Source organism: Streptomyces sp. NPDC051020, assembly GCF_040683105.1.
Taxonomy (GTDB): Bacteria; Actinomycetota; Actinomycetes; order Streptomycetales; family Streptomycetaceae; genus Streptomyces.
Genome location: NZ_JBFBCG010000005.1, coordinates 145,658 through 163,734 on the forward strand (window position 1 = coordinate 145,658; position 18,077 = coordinate 163,734).

Genomic DNA, 18,077 nt, shown 5'->3' on the forward strand with positions numbered 1-18,077 from the left:
TGGCTGGCACGGACACCGGGATCAACGAAGCCACCGAGGTGCCGGTCACGCGCCGTACGGGTGAGAGCCTGTCGGGTGGCCGGTTGATTACGCTGCGACGGGGTCCTTGACGGTCTTGGTTCGGGCGGTCTTGCGGTGGGATTCATGGCTCCACCGTGATGGCTGCCCGGCGGGCCGGACGAGCATCAGGCGGATCATCGCCACCTTGATCAGGGCCTCGGAGGTCGCGGTCAGCCGTTCGTAGTCGCGGGCCGGCCGGCAGTTTCGGACCAGCCGGCCGAAACGTCGCTCCACCATCCAGCGGCGGGGCGGGACCTTGAGGCACGTGACGTCGTCGGTCCCGCTTCACGCAGTTCGCACGCCGAACCTGCGCCACCACCGACTGGACAGAACACGCGCGGCTCTGCGGCGACCGTGTGCGCGTCGTGGGCGTCTGACGGGATCGAACCCGTGCCGGGGCCCCGCACGGATGCGACCCGCCTTGATCCATTCGGCTCCGTACCTGTTCAATCTGCGGATGACCGATACCGATGCCGATGTGGATCTGGGCGCTGTCACCGCCCCCTGCGGAGCCCTCGTATTCGGGATGGCGGGCTGGATCGACTACTGGCCGCAGGTGGGACCGCCGCTGTCCGAGCGGGCCGCGGAAGCCGCAGCGGCCGGCGGCGCGTCCACTCCGAGCGAAAGGAAGGACTGACCCTGCTCCCCGTCCCGTCGGTCGACTACCGACTCGACGTCGACCAGGCCAACAGCGCCCGGCCGCACTCCACCACCCGCATCGGACTGGGCGTGCGCTACCCCAAGGGCCTGGACGGTCTGAAGCTCGCCGGGGCGAAGCTGTGGGCCTCGTACGACGACGGCACCAACTGGCAGCAGGTCCGCCTCGACGACGGCCTCAACGGCACGATCGACAACCCCGCGAACGCGGGCTTCGTGTCGCTGCGCGTGCAGGCCACCGATGCCGATGGCGACACCATCGAGCAGACGGCGACCCGCGCCTACCAGATCCGCCGCTGACCGATGCCGGGGCGCCTGCACCGCAGGCGCCCCGGCGTGCGCGTCCACCCAGCGACACCCAGCGACGGTGACATGGGCGGGCCACACATGCGGAGTCACACGCGGCCGCGGCACAGCTCCAGCAGCGTCATGGCGAGCGAGGTGCCGGGCTTGCCGAGCGCCTTCCGGTACTGGCCGAGGATCTCCATCTCGCGGGAGAGGTTGACCCGGCGGCCGCCGGAGGTGATCCGCGCCTCCTGAATGACTGCCGAGACGGCCATCCGTTCCTGGACGAGCCCGATGATCCGGTCGTCGAGGGCGTCGATGCGCTCGCGGGCGTCACCGATCAGCCGGGCGGCCTCATCGGTGTTCGCACCGGTCTTCTCGATGAGGGTCTTCGCGGCGGCGGTGCTGTTGCTCATGGTGTGACTCCTGGGGGATGTGCTCCCCGGAGCGGTCGGGCCCCGAACGCAGAACGCCCCGGGCCTGTCGGCCCGGGGCGCCTGGAACGTTGCTTGTCAGTTGCTCAAGCAGCACGACCATGGCAGCCGGCGGGCCGGATGCCATAGGTAAAGACGAAGGTCGTGTGCTGACGCATGGCGCCAGTATGGACCCGCGCGGGGCGATGGGCCAACGCGCGGCCCGGATGCTGAGACGCCGCCGACGGCGCGGTCGCGCGCACCGCTCCGGCCGACGCCCGGAGGGTCTTGGCCCGTACCCTGGAAGACGCAGAAATCCCTCTCTCTCGCAACCCCGGTAGAATCGGCAGAACCGACCCCCCTCTCAACGCCGGAAGGCCGCCCCCGTGCCAGCAGCACCCCCCGCCGCCCCCGACACCACACCCGACGTGGTCCTTGTCGTCGACTTCGGCGCGCAGTACGCCCAGCTCATCGCCCGCCGCGTCCGTGAGGCCCGGGTCTACAGCGAGATCGTCCCGTCCACGATGCCGGTGGCCGAGATGCTGGCCAAGAACCCCCGGGCGATCATCCTGTCCGGCGGCCCCTCCTCGGTGTACGCGGACGGCGCGCCCAGTCTCGACCGCTCGCTGTTCGAGGCCGGGGTTCCGATCTTCGGTATGTGCTACGGCTTCCAGCTGATGGCCACCACGCTCGGCGGCACCGTCGACGACAACGGTGCCCGTGAATACGGCCGCACCCCGCTGACCGTCTCCAAGACCGGCTCCACGCTCTTCGAGGGCACGCCCGCCGAGCAGTCCGTCTGGATGTCGCACGGCGACGCCTGCTCCGCCGCCCCCAAGGGCTTCACCGTCACCGCGTCCACGGACGTCGTACCGGTCGCTGCCTTCGAGAACGACGAGAAGAAGCTCTACGGCGTCCAGTACCACCCCGAGGTTCTGCACTCCACGTACGGCCAGCAGGTCCTGGAGCACTTCCTCTACCGCGGCGCGGGCATCGAGCCGACCTGGACCACGACGAATGTCGTCGAGGAGCAGATCGCGCTGATCCGTGAGCAGGTCGGCACCAAGCGCGCCATCTGCGGACTCTCCGGCGGTGTGGACTCCGCGGTCGCCGCAGCCCTCGTTCAGAAGGCCATCGGCTCCCAGCTGACCTGCGTGTACGTGGACCACGGTCTGATGCGCAAGGGCGAGACCGAGCAGGTCGAGAAGGACTTCGTGGCCGCCACCGGCGTCCAGCTGAAGGTCGTCGACGCCGAGGAGCGGTTCCTGAAGGCGCTGGCCGGGGTCTCCGATCCCGAGCAGAAGCGGAAGATCATCGGCCGCGAGTTCATCCGCGTCTTCGAGCAGGCCCAGGCCGAGCTCGTCGCCGAGGCGGGCGCGGCCGGCGAGGACGTCGCGTTCCTCGTGCAGGGCACGCTCTACCCGGACGTCGTCGAGTCCGGCGGCGGCACCGGCACCGCCAACATCAAGTCCCACCACAACGTGGGCGGCCTCCCCGACGACATCGAGTTCCAGCTCGTCGAGCCGCTGCGGCAGCTGTTCAAGGACGAGGTCCGGATGGTCGGCCAGGAGCTCGGCCTGCCGGAGGAGATCGTCCAGCGCCAGCCGTTCCCCGGCCCGGGTCTCGGTATCCGGATCGTCGGCGAGGTCACCAAGGACCGGCTCGACCTGCTGCGCGAGGCCGACGCCATCGCCCGCGAGGAGCTGACCGCGGCCGGACTCGACCGCGACATCTGGCAGTGCCCGGTGGTCCTCCTGGCCGACGTCCGCTCGGTCGGCGTCCAGGGCGACGGCCGTACCTACGGCCACCCGATCGTGCTGCGCCCCGTCTCCTCCGAGGACGCGATGACGGCCGACTGGTCGCGTCTGCCGTACGAGGTCCTGGCGAAGATCTCCACCCGCATCACCAACGAGGTCGCCGACGTCAACCGCGTCGTCCTCGACGTGACGAGCAAGCCGCCGGGCACCATCGAGTGGGAGTAAACCCGCCCCGCAGGGTCAACGTGATGCCGTCGCTCATTCGTCCGAGCGGCGGCATTGCCGTATCCGCTGGGTACGCTGGCTCAAGAGACGAGACTCACTCCTATGGGAGCAATCATGAGCGCCGCACCCGAGTTCGAGTTGGACGAGAAGTACAACTATCCGGTCCCCCCGCCCGGCGGCTGGACGGCTGACGACCTCGACCGGCTGCCGAACCTGCCAAGGCGCACGGAGTTGATCGACGGGAGCCTCGTTTTCATGAGTCCGCAGACCAAGTTTCATATGCGAACCATGCGTCTGCTGGAAAACGCACTTCTTGACCAGGCCCCGGACGATCTCGATGTCTTCCGAGAATTCAGCATCAGGCTGAACAAGCGGAACCGACCTGAGCCGGACGTGCTGGTGGTTCCTCGCGGGGCCGATACCGGTCCAAAAGATACGTGGCTCCGGCCGGAGGACGTCATTCTGGCCGTGGAGGTCGTCTCTGAGGAATCGGAAGACAGGGACCGTGACGTCAAGCCCCGCAAGTACGCCGCCGCAGGCGTGCGGTACTTCTGGCGGGTGGAGCAGAATCAGGGCCTGCCGGTCGTGTACGTCTACGAACTCGATCCCGCGCTCAGGGCTTACGTGGCCACCGGCATCCACCACAACAAGCTGAAGCTGGACGTGCCCTTCCCCATCGAGATCGACCTCACCGCGATCAACCGCCGCCGCCCGTAAAAAAATTGGGGAGAACCGCTCCCGGTATCCGTGCCAGGCTTCACCCTCATGCCTGCCGATGAGATCCGCGCCCTTGAGCCGTCCGAGCGGGCGCTGGCCGGGCTGGGGGCCGAGCCGGGGGACTTCGGTTCGCTGCTCGAGCTGATCCGGCAGGCCGAGGCCGTCGGGCTGCGGCTGCTCCAGGTGACCGTCGCCGACCAGCGTGAATGGGACCTCTTCGAGGCGAACGCCAACATCGGGAGGGGCGAGCGCTGGGCGCCGGCCAACCCGGGGCATCCGCTGCACGGGGATGTCGTCGCAGCAGTTGACGACCGACGCACCGGCTACTACGGGGGCTACCGGGGAACATTCGGCCTCGCCTACCTCGTGCTCAGCGCCTGAAAGGGGCCCCGAACCCGTACCCGGTCCGGTGCATGAATCGGTACGTGATCGCTCTGGTCACCTGCGGTGACCGGCGGTACCTTCCGAGCCGAATGACCTGGGAGCCCCGAGGAGTCGCCATGCCCGAGCCCACGCCGATCCCCGTCGAACAGCTGCAGTTCGCGATGCCGCCCGTCCACGAGTCGGTCGGCGAGGAACGCGCGCACCGCAAGGAGCGGCTGGCCGGGGCGTTGCGGCTGTTCGGTGAGTACGGGTACGAGGACGGGGTCTCCGGCCATCTCACCGCGCGCGACCCGGAGTTCTCCGACTGCTTCTGGGTCAACCCGTTCGGCGCCCCCTTCGACGGGATGAGCCCGGAGGATCTGATCCTGGTCAACGGCGATGGTCAGGTCGTCGAGGGGCGCCACCACGTCAATCAGGCGGCGTTCGCCGTCCATGCCCAGGTGCACCGGGCGCGCCCGGACGTCGTCGCCGTCGCGCACACCCACTCCCTGCACGGCCGGGCGCTGTCCACGCTCGGTGAGTTCATCGAGCCGATCACCCAGGAATCCTGCGCGTTCTACGAGGATCACGCGGTCTACCAGGCCTACACGGGGGTCGTGGTCGACGAGGACGAGGGGCGTCGGATCGCGGCCGCGCTCGGCACCCGCAAGGCGATCATTCTGCGCAACCACGGGCTGCTGACCGTCGGTGACTCGGTGGACGCGGCCGCCTGGTGGTTCCTCACCATGGAGCGCTCCTGCCAGGTGCAGCTGACCGCGCGGGCGGCCGGGAAGCCAGTGCTGATCGAGCACCGGGACGCCGTCGCCACCCGCGAACAGCTCGGCAGCGACCTGGTGGCCTGGATCAATTACCAGCCGCTGTGGAAGCGGATTGCTCGAACGTTCTGACGATCTACCCGTCCGGACCGCCCCGATGCGGCATCTGGCCGTCCCGTACGGCACAATTCGCAGCAATCGGTGGTCAGTTGGCAGTACTGGGGCGGGAAAGGGCGGCGTTCTCCGTGGCGTTGGACGAGGCACGACAAGGCGCGCACGGCGGTGGCTGTACGTGCGGCGACTGCCCGCACGGAGCGCGCGAGGGGCACCGGCGCGCGGTGGCCGCCTTCCTGGCCAAACGGGACGGACTCGCTGCGGGCCAGGGCCTGCCGACCGGCGTCGCCCAGTCCGCGTCCGCGACCCGTCAGTGGGTCTCCGACGAGCTGACCGAGTCGGCCCGCACGGTCGCCGAACGCAGCCGGGAGGAGGGGGACGCCTGGCTCCACCGGGTCTGGCAGCGCACCCTGGCCGTCGTCTGGGGGAGCGTCGCCGTGCTCGTCATCGGCGAGTCGGTCACCGCGATCGGCGCGGGCTGGTCGACCGCCCGCACCGCCGGTCTGCTCGCCGGGGTCGTCACCGCGGCGCTGCTGACCGGCGCCGCCCGCTTCCACCGGGCCCGCGGCGGCGTCCTCGCCCCGCTGATCGGCGAGGACAACCGGCTCTCCACCTCCCGTGCGGTCGCCGTCGCCTGGGTGCTGCTCGCCGTCTTCTCCGTACTCGTCCTCGCGCTGCAGCTGGCCGGGGCCTCCGGCCACGCGGAGCGCGACGCGCTGATCGACGGTCTGGAACTGGCGCGTGGCGCCGGGGTGCTGACGGTGCTGGCGCTGGTGTGCGCCGTCGCCGTGCTCGTCCGCCGGGTGGTGACCGTACGCGTCCTCGCGCAGCGCCTGCAGAAGCTGCGGGCGGACCGGCCGCGCGCAGCCGATCTGCTCACCGACGACTCCGGGCGCGGCAGTTTCACGGATGTGCAGTACGTGCTGGTGAGCGCCGTAGCCGTCCTCTTCTCCGCGGTCCGGCTGGCCCGCCGGCCCGAGCAGCTTCCCGATCTGCCCTGGGGGCTGGCCCTGCTGGTGGCGGTCTCCGCGGCGACGTACTTCGCGGGGAAGCACGCGGAGGGCGGGCGCCCGGTCGTGCTGTCCGTCGTACGGGCCCGGGAGGCCGGTGACCTGGACGCGCCGATCCGTACCGGCGACGACATCGAGATCCGCGGCGCGGGCTTCGTGCCGCCAGGCGCCGGGGCCCCGGACCGGCTGGCCCGCATGGTGGTCCGAATCGGCCATGTTCATGTCCATGTTCCGCTGATCCCGGTCACCGGGGGCTTCGCCAACCCGACCGACACCGTGCTCACCGTGCCGGTCCCGGTGGAGGTGGAACCCGGGCGGGTGGACGTCCAGGTCGTGACAGCCGCCGGGGTGGAGACGAACCGGGTCGAGATCGACGTCACGGACTGAGACCGGCCGGCACATGGGGGGCGGCGTCGCGGGGCTGGGTGCGCACATCTGCGGCGTTGTCGTCAGTCAACAACTCCCCCATAGCCCGAAAGGCATGGGAGGGGCCCCTCCGCGTTGCCTCCCTCCTCCGCCTTGCAGCTGCACGCACCCAGCCCCGACCGATCTGAGACCGGCCGTCCTTCCTCCGGCCGTCGCTTGGGTCTGATCGAACCGCGGGGTAGCTGAGCAGCCCGTTCACCGCGTACGTATGGTCTGGTGACGGGTCGACGGAAGGGTGGGGTCTTATGCATGGGTATGGCGCGAATTCGCGAGGTCTGGGCGAGGCGGTAAGCATCCGGGAGCTGGCGCGGGAGCATGCCCTGCTGCCGCTGCGGATCTTTCTCGGTGTCACCTTTCTCTATGCCGGGCTCGACAAACTGACGGACAGTGCCTTCATCCGCGCCACGGGCCCCGGCTCCATTGGCGAGACGATGCACGCGGTGCGCGACTCCGCCGCGATCCCGGCCCTCGTCGATCTCGCACTGAAGAGCCCGGGAGCCTTCGGGTACGCCATCGCCCTCGGTGAGATCGCCGTCGGCATCGGCACGCTGATCGGGCTGTGGGCCCGGCTCGCCGCACTCGGCGGGGCGCTGATCTCGCTGAGTCTGTGGCTGACCGTGAGCTGGCGGGTCAAGCCGTACTACTTCGGCAACGACCTGGCCTACCTCATGGCCTGGCTGCCGCTGGTGCTCGGCGCCGCCGCGTCGTTCTCCGTGGACGCCTTCCTCGCGTCGCGACGGCGGCGGATACGGTAGCCGATCCACGTCGTGGTCGCGGCGAGCCAGAGGCCGCCGAAGAACACCGGGAAGAAGAAGACCCAGGGGGCGTCCCAGGTGCCCGCCGCGTCCGCCGCGTAACCGGCGGCGAGGGCGAGCATCGCGATCCCCGCGACCGCCCGGCCCGGCCGGATCTCATGACGCAGCACGAATGACCTCCACCTGTCCGATACCGACTTCCAGATCCAGCTCGACCGTGCCCGCCGGGGTGACGCCCGCGGGCGGGGCGATCGTGCGGTGTTCCTTCGGCGACGGGCTGATGTCCACATGGCCCGGCGGATCGCCCGGCAGCCGGACGTTGCCGACCCCGGCGTGCGCCCGCACCTGGAGCGTCACCGCCTTCGGTACGACGACGACCGCCCGGCCCGCGCCGACCCCCAGCTGCGTCCGGACCGTGTCACCCTTCAAGGCCGGCACCTTCGACAGGTCGAGTCTGCCGACACCGCTGCCCAGCTGGTACCGCGGCTGGACCGCGGCGACCGACGCCGGGCGCCATTCCTTCCGTACCCAATGGGTGCTGATGTCCTTCGGCAGCGCGGCCGCGCCCGCCAGCAGCGCCGCCGTGATCATTGCCAGCAGGACGGTGCCGAACCCGGTCCTGCCGAGAAAGGTGCTGACCAGCATCCCCGCACCGAACACGGCGAGTGCCGCGGCCAGGCCGAACTGCAGGCTCGTACCGAACGGATGCGTATGCCAGCTGAGCCCCGTGCCCAGACCGCCCGCGATCAGGGCGAGCAGAAAGACCAGGCCGCCGATCGAGCGTGGCCCCCGGTTGGCCCGGGCCGGCTCGGGTGCGCGGTACGGGGAGTCCGCCGCCCTGCGGGGTACCGGCGGACTGCCGGCCACCGCACCCGCCGGGCCCCACAGATATCCCGGTCCCGCCGGCCCGGACGTGCCGTCCTTGATGATCGGATCCCGCCACCAGGACGGGCTGCCCGGCGACGGCGGCGCTTTCACCTCCGGCGGGGCGTCCGCCACCGCCTGCGCGGCGGCCGTCGGGTGCAGCGGGTCCTCGGGCGCGGCGGTCCTGCGGTGCTGCGTCCACACGCTGAAACCGACGACCGCGAGCGTCAGCATCGCGGAGAACGCCAGCGTGCCCCCGTTGCCCAGCATGGACAGGAAGAGCCCGCAGCCGATCAGCGCGAACAGCGCCGCGACCAGCGACGCCCCCTCGACCCGGCCGGACAGCAGCTTGCGCGCCTCGTTCTCCTCCTCGCCCTCCAGCGGGAGCAGCAGCCACGCGAAGCCGTAGAAGATCAGGCCGACGCCACCGGTCACCGACAGCACACCGATCACGATCCGGAAGATCACCGGGTCCACGTCGCAGTACCGGCCGAGTCCGCCGCACACCCCGGCCACTACTTTCTGCCGCGAGCTGCGCTGCAGCTGCGGTCTCGGTGCGGGCGGCGGTGCGACGCCGGGCGCGGCGTCCTGGGGAACGGTCATGCCTCCATGGTGACGGGCGGCCGGCGCCGACGGGACCCGTGCCGACCCTGGCCGGTCCCTGATATTCGTACCCCCGGACCCTGAAGGGCGCCGTCGCGGGGCGTGCGGTGGGTGCGGTGGGTGCGACCTGCCCATCTCAGGGTCGAAGTGGGGGCAGACCCTGATACCGCCGCGTACACCGTCCATGTGACGATCGGGGCATGCCGACCGCCACACCCCGAGCCGCAAGCTCCCTCAGCGCCGACCCGGAGGAGCCACCGCTGCGCAAGCTGTACCGCAGCGCCGACGGACGGCTGCTCGGCGGCGTCGCGCGCGGTCTCGCCGGACATCTCGGGCTGCCCGTCGTCTGGGTGCGGTTCGTCTTCCTCGGACTGTTCTTCGCGGACGGCCTCGGGGCTCTGCTCTACGCCGTGTTCTGGATCGTCGTCCCGCTCGGCGTCGGCGGCGTCGAGGCGCCGCGCTCCGTCTTCGAGACGGCCCCCGACGGCCGGCGCAGGCTCCGCAAGCCCGACAAGGGGCAGGTGTTCGCTCTCCTCGCGCTCCTCATCGGCGCCGTCATCTTCGTCGGCAACGTCGACATGGGCAGCGAGGCCGACCGTTACATCTGGCCGACGCTGCTGATCGGCGCGGGCTCCGTCCTGGTGTGGCGGCAGGCCGACAACGCTCGCCGGGCCCGCTGGATGGAGGTCGGAAGCCGCCGCCGGGTGCTGCATCTGGCCCGGGCGCTGGCCGGGGTCGCCCTGGTCGGCCTGGGGCTCGCCGTGTTCATAGTGGTACGCGGCTCCGCGGCCCAGCTCGGCAATGTCCTGACCGCGGCGATCGCCGTCCTCACCGGCATCGCGCTGCTGGCGGGCCCCTATCTCGTGCGCATGACGCAGGACCTGTCCGAGGAACGCCTGATGCGCATCAGGGCCCAGGAACGCGCCGAGGTCGCGGCTCACGTCCACGACTCCGTGCTGCACACCCTCACCCTGATCCAGCGCAACGCGGACGACGGCAATGAGGTCCGCAGACTGGCCCGCGCCCAGGAACGCGAGCTGCGCAACTGGCTGTACAACCCCGAGGGCACCGGCAAGGACGAGGACGACGAACCCGAGACCCTTGCCGAGGCGGTCAAACGCGCCGCCGCCGAGGTCGAGGACAAGCACGGCGTCCCGCTGGAGGTCGTCGTCGTCGGCGACTGCCCGCTGGACGAGAAGCTTGCCGCACAGATGCAGGCCGCACGCGAGGCGATGGTCAATGCCGCGAAGTACGGTGGCGAGGGCGGCGCCGTGCAGGTCTACGCGGAGGTCGAGGGCCGCACGGTCTTCGTCTCCGTACGGGACCGTGGACCGGGATTCGATCCGGATGCCGTACCGGGGGACAGAATGGGCGTACGAGAATCAATCATCGGCCGGATGCAGCGCAACGGCGGTACGGCGCGGCTGCGTTCGGTGCCCGGCGGGGGCACGGAAGTCGAGCTGGAGATGGAGAGGGCGAGCGAATGACGGAGACCACCGAAACGGCCGGGGGCCGGGAGCGCCGGGTACGGGTCGTGCTCGTCGACGACCACCGGATGTTCCGCACCGGAGTCCAGGCCGAGATCGGTCGCACCGAGGAGACCGGTGTCGAGGTCGTCGGCGAGGCCGCCGACGTCGATCAGGCGGTCACCGTCATCACGGCGACCCGTCCCGAGGTCGTCCTCCTCGACGTGCACCTGCCGGGCGGCGGCGGCGTCGAGGTGCTGCGCCGCTGCACCCCGCTGATGGGCACGGTCGAGAACCCGGTGCGGTTCCTCGCGCTGTCCGTCTCCGACGCCGCCGAGGATGTCATCGGTGTCATCCGCGGCGGCGCCCGCGGCTACGTCACCAAGACGATCACCGGCACCGACCTCGTCGATTCGGTCTTCCGGGTGCAGGAAGGCGACGCGGTGTTCTCGCCCCGGCTGGCCGGCTTCGTCCTCGACGCGTTCGCCTCGACGGACGCACCGCCGGTCGATGAGGACCTGGACCGGCTGACGCAGCGCGAGCGCGAGGTGCTGCGGCTGATCGCACGCGGCTATGCGTACAAGGAGATCGCCAAGCAGCTGTTCATCTCGGTGAAGACGGTCGAGTCACATGTCTCGGCGGTACTGCGGAAGCTCCAGCTGTCGAACCGGCACGAGCTGACGCGGTGGGCGACGGCCCGACGACTGGTCTGACCGCGGCCACGTTGAACGCCAAGCTGAGAGGCTGTCGGGCTACCTCTGATCGGGCGGTCGTGCCCTGGCACGCACGCTTCCCGGTCGAAGGCAGCCGGACAGCCTCGGAGTCAGCTGTTCTCCCGTTCGGGGTCGACGGAGATGTTGAGTTTTTCGCCGATCCTTCGGTAGCCGATGCCCGCGTAGATCCGTTCCACAGCGGCGTCGGCCGGCTCCAGCCACACCACCCGGCAGCCCCGCGCGAACGCGGCCGCGGTCAGATGGGCGGAGAGTGCGGCGCCGATGCCGCGGCGGCGGAAGGCGTCGGCGACGGCGAGACCGGACAGTTCGGTGAGGCCGTCGACCGGGACCGAGCAGCCGCCCGCGCCCGCCGGGGTGCCGTCGAGGGTGGCGAGCGCCGCCACTCCGCCGCCCGCCACCGCGTCGCGCAGCCACGCGGCTTGGCCGCCCTCGGGCTCCCCGGTCCCGCCGTACCCGTGGTGCTGTACACGGGCGGCGGCGTCGAACTCGGCGTCGGTGGCCGGTTCGGCCAGCACGAGGGTGTCGACGGGCTTCGGCGGCAGGAGGTCGCCGGGTGTGCACGCCAGGATCGGCGGACGGTCCTCGACGGTGAACCCGGCGGCGAGAAGGGCCGGTTCGACCGCGGGTGCCCAGCCAGGCAGATACTCCAGGCGCGGCATCCGGTCCCGTTCGCGGAATGCGGTGATCAGCTCCTGCACGTCGGTCGCGGTCGGTTCGGAGTCCCGGTCCGGGATCGCGTAATTGGCGTACTTCAGCGACCAGTTCGGGTTGTGGCGGACGGTGAACGGGCCGACCCGGAGGTGGCCGGGGGAGCGGAGGGCGAGTGTCTGGGCGTAGGTCTGGACGTCGGTGTCCATGGGCATACGAGGGCTCCCCTTCGACCGGTCCGGTCGGGGCTCCGGACTCAGGACGGCGAACTGTGCAGCAAGGGAGCCTATGCGACCCGGGTCGCTCCCGCGAAGGGCATGCCGTCGATCGGCGCGATGCGGACCGGCGCTCCGGGGTGCGGCGCGTGGATCATCTGTCCGTCGCCGATGTAGAGACCGACATGGCTGATCCCGGAGTAGAAGAACACCAGGTCGCCAGGGACGAGTTCGGAGCGGGGGATGTTCCGGCCGGCGTTGATCTGGGTGTAGGTGGTGCGGGGGAGTGAGACGCCGGCGGAGCGCCAGGCGGCCTGGGTCAGCCCGGAGCAGTCGAACGAGGACGGTCCGGTCGCGCCCCAGACGTACGGCTTGCCGAGCGCCCCGTAGGCGAACGCGATGGCCTCCGCGGCGCGGGCGTTGGGGGCCTCGGCGGTGCCTAAGCGCGGGGCGCTGCGATCCGCGCGGGCGGCGGCGCGGGCGGTGTCCGAGCGTTCGAACTCGGCGCGCTCCGTGGGTGAGAGGGTGTCGAGGAGCTTCTGGGCATCCGCCAGTCTGGCCCTGACCGTCGTCCGGTGCTTCTTCAGGTCGGCACGGCGGGCGGTGAGGTCCGCCAGCTCGTCCTTCGCCTCCGTGCGCAGCTGGGCGATCTCGGTCACCTGCCGCCGCACGTTGGAGACCTCGGCCGCCTGGCGGTCGGCGGCCCGGTCCACGTACGAGGCCCGTTGCAGATACTGGTCGGGGTCCGAGGACAGCGCCAGCTGCACGGCGGGGTCGAGGCCGCCGGTGCGGTACTCCGCGGCGGCGAGCGAACCGAGTGCGTTGCGGGAGGCGTTGAGGCGTTCGGTCCTGCGGGCGGCCTCGTCGCGTAGTGCGTTCAGGGACTTGGCGGCGGCGGTCGCCTTCTCCTTCGCGCCGTTGTACTGCTCGGTGGCGACCTCGGCGTCGTGGTACAGCCGGTCCACCGCGGCCTTGATCCGGGAGGGGGTGGGCTGTGGTTCGGCGTGCGCGGAGCCCGGCAGGGCGACGGCGGTCGCCGCCGCGGCGAAGGCGAGGGTGGCTGCGGTGCGGGCGGCGGAGCCGGGGTGCGGGCGCTGCCTGGGTTTCCGATGCGCTGCCACGGGGACGGGGCTCCTTGTGTCGACTGCCCGTCGGGGCCTACCGGCGGGCCGCTGAGGTCCGGCGGCGGCACGCCAACAGGGGGAGCGGCCCGCCGCCGGATTTCTCGGCGGGGTGACCGGGCTGCCGTCCGGGTGCGGAGCGGTGGTGAAGCCGGCCACCTGGACAGGGACGCTAGGCCCGGGGCGCGGGGAAGAGTCGCAATGACGGTTATTGCCCGAATTTAGCGATGTGTTGTCGTTGAGTGACCGGAAAATCACACCAGAGTCAGGCAATTGTTGCAGATGCAAGCGAAATGCCGAGGAGCCCCCACCTCGCCGAAGAGGGGTGATATGGCCCCGGCTAGGCTGCTGCCTCATGGACGTACTCATCAATGTCTTCGTCGCGCTGCACATCATCGGCATCGCCTCCCTCCTGGGCGGCTTCCTGACCCAGATGAAGGCGATGGGCGCGGGAACGGCACGCTTCGTCCCGGCGATGCTGCACGGCGCGCTGACCATGCTGGTCACCGGCGTCGCGCTGGTCGGGCTCAATCAGGCCGACGGCCACTCGGTCAACAACATCAAGATCGGCGTGAAGCTGGCGGTCCTGGTGGTGATCCTCGCGCTGGTCTACATCAAGCGGGACGAGGAGAAGGCTGAGAAGGGCGTGTTCGCGGCGGTCGGCGGACTGACGGTCGCCAATATCTTCATCGCGATGCTCTGGACCTGAGAGGCTGTCGGGCCTCTGAGCCGGACCACCCTCATGCGCGAGTGAGCCCCTGCCGGACCCGGCAGGGGCTCACTCGTGCATGAGGGCCCGCCGTCACGCCGGGCGCACGCTGCCGTAGATCGGCATGTAGTAGATCGACTCCTCGCGGACGTTCGCCCCCGGCTTCGGGGCGTGGATCATCATGCCGTCGCCCTTGTAGATACCGACGTGGCTGATGTCGTCGTAGAAGAAGACGAGGTCGCCCGGCTTGAGGTCGGCCGTGGCTATCCGGGTGCCGGTCTTCACCTGGTCCCAGGTGGTGCGGGGGATGTCGACGCCCGCCGCCTTCCAGGCGGCCTGAGTCAGCCCCGAGCAGTCGTACGAGGAGGGGCCCGTCGCTCCCCAGACGTACGGCTTGCCGATCTGGGCGCGGGCGAAGGCGAGAACCTTCTCGGCCTTCGTGGTGGCACTGGTGTCCGAGCCGGTCCCGGTTCCCGTGCCCGTCCCCGTGGTGCCGGTGGAGCCGGCCGCCTTCGCCGCCTCCTGGGCCTTGCGGTCCGCCTCGGCCTTGGCGGCGGCCTGTCGGCGGGCGAGTTCCTCCGCCTTGCGCTTGGCCTCCGCCTCCTTCTCGCGCTCCAGTGCCGCCAGCCGCGCCTTCTCCTCGGCCGTCAGCTTCGACAGCATCGCGCGCGCCTCGCCCAGCTTCTTCTGGACGGATCGTTTGCTGGTCCGGAGTGTGGCCTGGGACTCGGTGAGCGTCTCCAGGCTCTGCACCGCCTCGGTGCGCTTCTTCGCCGCTGCCGCCTGCTGCGTACGGAAGTCCGTGACCGCCTTCTGCTGCTGGGCGGTCATCCGGTCCATCAGCTGGTTCTGGTCGAAGTACGACTGCGGGTCGTCGGCCAGGAAGAAGGTGGCGGTCGGGGCGATGGAGCCGGTGCGGTACTGCGCGGCCGCGTAGTTGCCGAGCGTCCTGCGTGCCTCGTTCAGCTTGTCGGCGCGCTCGGCCACGTCCTCCAGCAGGGCGTTCACCTTGCCGCGCTGCGTGGCGGAGGCCTCCTTCGCCCTGTTGTACTGCTGGGTCGCGGTGCCCGCCTGCCGGTAGAGGTCGTCGACCTTCTTCTGTACGTCCTCGATGCTGGGCTTGGGTGAGCTCGGGGCGGCCATGGCGCTCTGGGTCGACAGCAGGGTCACCCCTGCCAGTGCGGCGGTCGTGAGCCCGACGGCGGGGGTGGTGGTGCGTACCCGGCTGCGCGGTTTGCGATGCGATGCCAAAGCCGGCATCTCCTTCCGTGGACCGCCTACCGGGTTAGCTGTCGGGTTCGGGCGGAACGGAAGGCTGCCCTACGGTCCGAGTGGGGATACAGACCGATTCACCCCGGTTTTGCCTATGGGTCCCCGGTTCCGAACTCCCCGCGGGCAGCCCGGATTCGGCGGGGGAGCCCGCTCGGCGTGGTTCGCCTCAAGGGGGTACGGGCCGCCCGACGGAGCACGCTAGCCAACCGTGGTGCCGCTGTGAAGGTTGATGTTCGATATGTCCGATACGTTTTCGTGACCTCGGTGAAGAGGGGGCGAAGGAGGCGGCCCGGGCCCCGATTTCCTTACGGGGCGTGGGTGGGCGTTCTCCGTATGTAGGCGCCTTCCGGTCGCGCTTCTCCATGCGGCCGCAGAGTGTCGGTGCGTCGCCCTAGACTCGTGAGGCGATGAGCAGCCTCTTTGACGACAGTTTCCTGGCCGGCCTCCAGCACTCGGAGGAAGAACCCCCGCCGCCCCCCGAGGACTCCGCACCCGAAGCGGTGCCGGAGGACCTCTTCGCGGGCGTGTTCGACGCGCCCCCGCCACCTCGGGACGCGTACTACCGGGACGGCGCTCACCGCCCCGCCATCGACTCCGCCGCCCTGCTCGACGGGCTGAACACCGAGCAGCGCGCCGCGGTCGTGCACGCCGGATCGCCGCTGCTCATCGTCGCCGGCGCGGGCTCCGGCAAGACCCGGGTGCTCACCCACCGCATCGCCCACCTGCTGGCCGAGCGCGGCGTGCATCCAGGCCAGATCCTGGCGATCACCTTCACCAACAAGGCCGCGGGCGAGATGAAGGAGCGCGTCGAGCAGCTCGTCGGACCGCGCGCCAACGCCATGTGGGTCATGACGTTCCACAGTGCGTGCGTCCGGATCCTGCGCCGCGAGTCGAAGCGGCTCGGCTTCACCTCGTCGTTCTCGATCTACGACGCGGCCGACTCCAAGCGGCTGATGGCCCTGGTCTGCCGTGATCTGGACCTCGACCCGAAGCGCTTCCCGCCGAAGTCGTTCACGGCCAAGGTCTCGAACCTGAAGAACGAGCTGATCGACGAGGAGACCTTCGCCGGCCAGGCCGCGGACGGTTTCGAGAAGACGCTCGCCCAGGCGTACGCGATGTACCAGTCCCGGCTGCGCGAGGCCAACGCGCTGGACTTCGACGACATCATCATGACGACGGTCCATCTGCTCCAGGCGTTCCCCGACGTCGCCGAGCACTACCGCCGCCGCTTCCGGCACGTCCTTGTCGACGAGTACCAGGACACCAACCACGCGCAGTACACGCTCGTACGCGAACTGGTCGGCCCGGCCGGAGAGGCCGACGCCCCCGCCGAGCTCTGCGTCGTGGGTGACGCCGACCAGTCGATCTACGCCTTCCGCGGCGCGACGATCCGCAACATCCTCCAGTTCGAGGAGGACTACCCGAACGCGACGACGATCCTGCTGGAGCAGAACTACCGCTCCACGCAGACGATCCTCTCGGCTGCCAACGCGGTCATCGAGCGCAACGAGAGCCGCCGCCCCAAGAACCTCTGGACGAAGGCGGGCGAGGGCGCCCGGATCACCGGCTACGTCGCGGACACCGAGCACGACGAGGCGCAGTTCGTCGCCGACGAGATCGACCGGCTGACCGACGCGGGCGACGCGAAGGCCGGCGACGTCGCGATCTTCTACCGGACGAACGCGCAGTCCCGCGTCTTCGAAGAGATCTTCATCCGCGTCGGCCTGCCCTACAAGGTCGTTGGCGGCGTGCGCTTCTACGAGCGCAAGGAGGTCCGGGACATCCTGGCCTACCTCCGGGTCCTCGCCAACCCCGAGGACACCGTTCCGCTGCGCCGCATCCTCAACGTGCCCAAGCGCGGTATCGGCGACCGCGCCGAGGCGATGATCGACGCCCTGTCGCTGCGCGAGAAGATCACGTTCCCGCAGGCACTGCGCCGCGTCGACGAGGCGTACGGCATGGCGGCCCGCTCGGCCAACGCCGTCAAGCGGTTCAACACGCTGATGGAGGAACTGCGCACGATCGTCGAGTCCGGCGCGGGCCCCGCCGTGGTGCTGGAGGCAGTGCTGGAACGGACCGGCTATCTCGCCGAGCTCCAGGCGTCCACCGACCCGCAGGACGAGACGCGGATCGAGAACCTTCAGGAGCTCGCCGCCGTCGCGCTCGAATTCGAGCAGGAGCGGGGGGAGTCCGCCGGGGAAGAAGGTGCAGGCACGGGCACACTCGCCGAGTTCCTGGAGAAGGTCGCGCTCGTCGCCGACTCCGACCAGATCCCCGACGAGGACGAGGACGGCTCCGGCGTCATCACACTGATGACGCTGCACACGGCCAAGGGGCTCGAATTCCCCGTGGTCTTCCTGACCGGGATGGAGGACGGCGTCTTCCCGCACATGCGCGCCCTGGGACAGGTCAAGGAGCTGGAGGAGGAGCGGCGCCTCGCGTACGTCGGGATCACCCGTGCCCGTGAGCGGCTCTACCTGACGCGGGCGGCGATGCGCAGTGCGTGGGGTCAGCCCTCGTACAACCCGCCGTCGCGGTTCCTGGAGGAGATCCCGGACCAGCACCTGGAGTGGAAGCGGACCGGGCCGATGGCGGCCCCGGCCGGACCGACGTCGGGGATCACGTCGTCGCTGTCCTCGTCACGCGCCCGCTCGGGCCCCTCGGGCTTCGCGACCCGGCGCACCTCGGACAAGCCGACGGTCACGCTGGTGGTCGGGGACCGGGTCACGCACGACCAGTTCGGGCTCGGCACGGTGACGGCGGTCGAGGGGATCGGCGACCAGGCGAAGGCGACGGTCGACTTCGGGGACGAGCGGCCCAAGAAGCTGCTGCTGCGGTACGCGCCGGTGGAAAAGCTCTAGGGTCTCGCCCCGGAACCGACGGGGCG

17 protein-coding genes, 2 pseudogenes and 1 riboswitch are annotated in these 18,077 nt (G+C 70.3%); of the genes and pseudogenes, 12 read left to right on the plus strand and 7 right to left on the minus strand.

The annotated features are described in order from the left end of the window. Window positions 1-87: 87 nt before the first annotated feature. A pseudogene (locus tag AB0N06_RS04980) lies at window positions 88-315 on the minus strand (transposase); the annotation flags it as partial. A 202-nt stretch (window positions 316-517) separates the two neighbouring features. On the opposite strand from AB0N06_RS04980, the gene AB0N06_RS04985 reads away from it, so the two are divergent. Beyond that, the gene (locus tag AB0N06_RS04985) at window positions 518-697 is read left to right on the plus strand and encodes a hypothetical protein (protein WP_366133302.1); all 180 of its coding nucleotides are present in this window, start codon (window positions 518-520) and stop codon (window positions 695-697) included. A 92-nt stretch (window positions 698-789) separates the two neighbouring features. After that, window positions 790-1,017, plus strand: a complete 228-nt coding sequence (locus AB0N06_RS04990) for a hypothetical protein (protein ID WP_366133303.1) — start codon at window positions 790-792, stop codon at window positions 1,015-1,017. A 95-nt stretch (window positions 1,018-1,112) separates the two neighbouring features. On the opposite strand, the gene AB0N06_RS04995 is transcribed toward AB0N06_RS04990, so the two are convergent. Next, window positions 1,113-1,418 carry a chorismate mutase gene (locus tag AB0N06_RS04995; RefSeq protein ID WP_358860534.1) on the minus strand — a complete coding sequence of 102 codons (306 nt, stop codon included), beginning with the start codon at window positions 1,416-1,418 and terminating at the stop codon, window positions 1,113-1,115. A gap of 383 nt (window positions 1,419-1,801) precedes the next feature. Here AB0N06_RS04995 and guaA point away from each other — a divergent pair, with 383 nt between their 5' ends. The 6 genes and pseudogenes from guaA (at window position 1,802) to AB0N06_RS05025 (ending at window position 7,558) form a co-directional block, all read left to right on the plus strand. Next, complete coding sequence (guaA, locus tag AB0N06_RS05000; RefSeq protein ID WP_366133304.1) at window positions 1,802-3,397, plus strand: glutamine-hydrolyzing GMP synthase; 1,596 nt, start codon at window positions 1,802-1,804, stop codon at window positions 3,395-3,397. Window positions 3,398-3,511: 114 nt separating this feature from the next. Continuing rightward, a complete protein-coding gene (locus tag AB0N06_RS05005; protein WP_366133305.1) occupies window positions 3,512-4,114 on the plus strand; it encodes a Uma2 family endonuclease in 603 nt (200 codons plus the stop codon). Between the two features lie 75 nt (window positions 4,115-4,189). Then, window positions 4,190-4,495: pseudogene (locus AB0N06_RS05010) on the plus strand (SAM-dependent methyltransferase); the annotation flags it as partial. A 92-nt stretch (window positions 4,496-4,587) separates the two neighbouring features. Next, a complete protein-coding gene (locus tag AB0N06_RS05015; protein ID WP_366133306.1) occupies window positions 4,588-5,385 on the plus strand; it encodes a class II aldolase/adducin family protein in 798 nt (265 codons plus the stop codon). Window positions 5,386-5,498: 113 nt separating this feature from the next. Further along, complete coding sequence (locus tag AB0N06_RS05020) at window positions 5,499-6,764, plus strand: hypothetical protein (RefSeq protein ID WP_366133329.1); 1,266 nt, start codon at window positions 5,499-5,501, stop codon at window positions 6,762-6,764. 284 nt (window positions 6,765-7,048) lie between these two features. Then, window positions 7,049-7,558: a DoxX family protein gene (locus tag AB0N06_RS05025; protein WP_366133307.1), complete on the plus strand. Its 510-nt coding sequence runs from the start codon at window positions 7,049-7,051 to the stop codon at window positions 7,556-7,558. On the opposite strand, the gene AB0N06_RS05030 is transcribed toward AB0N06_RS05025, so the two are convergent. Together AB0N06_RS05030 and AB0N06_RS05035 are read right to left on the minus strand one after the other, a co-directional pair. Beyond that, on the minus strand, window positions 7,465-7,728 hold the full coding sequence (locus tag AB0N06_RS05030; protein WP_366133308.1) for a hypothetical protein: 264 nt from the start codon (window positions 7,726-7,728) through the stop codon (window positions 7,465-7,467). The two genes, AB0N06_RS05025 and AB0N06_RS05030, sit on opposite strands and share 94 nt — an antisense overlap. Then, the gene (locus AB0N06_RS05035; RefSeq protein WP_366133309.1) at window positions 7,715-9,025 is read right to left on the minus strand and encodes a PspC domain-containing protein; all 1,311 of its coding nucleotides are present in this window, start codon (window positions 9,023-9,025) and stop codon (window positions 7,715-7,717) included. The genes AB0N06_RS05030 and AB0N06_RS05035 overlap by 14 nt, the downstream gene beginning before the upstream one ends. Before the next feature lie 200 nt (window positions 9,026-9,225). Between AB0N06_RS05035 and AB0N06_RS05040 the strand changes: the two genes are divergently transcribed. Both AB0N06_RS05040 and AB0N06_RS05045 read left to right on the plus strand, forming a co-directional pair. Then, window positions 9,226-10,512, plus strand: coding sequence for a PspC domain-containing protein (locus AB0N06_RS05040; RefSeq protein WP_366133310.1), 1,287 nt, complete (start codon window positions 9,226-9,228; stop codon window positions 10,510-10,512). Continuing rightward, the gene (locus tag AB0N06_RS05045; protein ID WP_366133311.1) at window positions 10,509-11,204 is read left to right on the plus strand and encodes a response regulator transcription factor; all 696 of its coding nucleotides are present in this window, start codon (window positions 10,509-10,511) and stop codon (window positions 11,202-11,204) included. Before AB0N06_RS05040 ends, AB0N06_RS05045 begins: the two co-directional genes overlap by 4 nt. A 110-nt stretch (window positions 11,205-11,314) precedes the next feature. Here AB0N06_RS05045 and AB0N06_RS05050 read toward each other — a convergent pair whose 3' ends face one another. Together AB0N06_RS05050 and AB0N06_RS05055 are read right to left on the minus strand one after the other, a co-directional pair. After that, entirely contained in the window at window positions 11,315-12,088 is a 774-nt protein-coding gene (locus tag AB0N06_RS05050; RefSeq protein ID WP_366133312.1) for a GNAT family N-acetyltransferase, read from the minus strand. Window positions 12,089-12,159: 71 nt separating this feature from the next. Then, a complete protein-coding gene (locus AB0N06_RS05055; protein ID WP_366133313.1) occupies window positions 12,160-13,209 on the minus strand; it encodes a C40 family peptidase in 1,050 nt (349 codons plus the stop codon). Window positions 13,210-13,564: 355 nt separating this feature from the next. Between AB0N06_RS05055 and AB0N06_RS05060 the strand changes: the two genes are divergently transcribed. Further along, window positions 13,565-13,918, plus strand: a complete 354-nt coding sequence (locus AB0N06_RS05060; protein WP_366133314.1) for a hypothetical protein — start codon at window positions 13,565-13,567, stop codon at window positions 13,916-13,918. Window positions 13,919-14,011: 93 nt separating this feature from the next. Here the strand turns inward: AB0N06_RS05060 and AB0N06_RS05065 are convergent, their stop codons facing one another. Then, window positions 14,012-15,178 carry an NlpC/P60 family protein gene (locus tag AB0N06_RS05065; protein WP_366133315.1) on the minus strand — a complete coding sequence of 389 codons (1,167 nt, stop codon included), beginning with the start codon at window positions 15,176-15,178 and terminating at the stop codon, window positions 14,012-14,014. Beyond that, window positions 15,177-15,340, minus strand: a riboswitch (cyclic di-AMP (ydaO/yuaA leader). It overlaps the preceding gene by 2 nt. 257 nt (window positions 15,341-15,597) lie before the next feature. Here AB0N06_RS05065 and pcrA point away from each other — a divergent pair. After that, a complete protein-coding gene (pcrA, locus tag AB0N06_RS05070; protein WP_366133316.1) occupies window positions 15,598-18,051 on the plus strand; it encodes a DNA helicase PcrA in 2,454 nt (817 codons plus the stop codon). Window positions 18,052-18,077 lie beyond the last annotated feature (26 nt).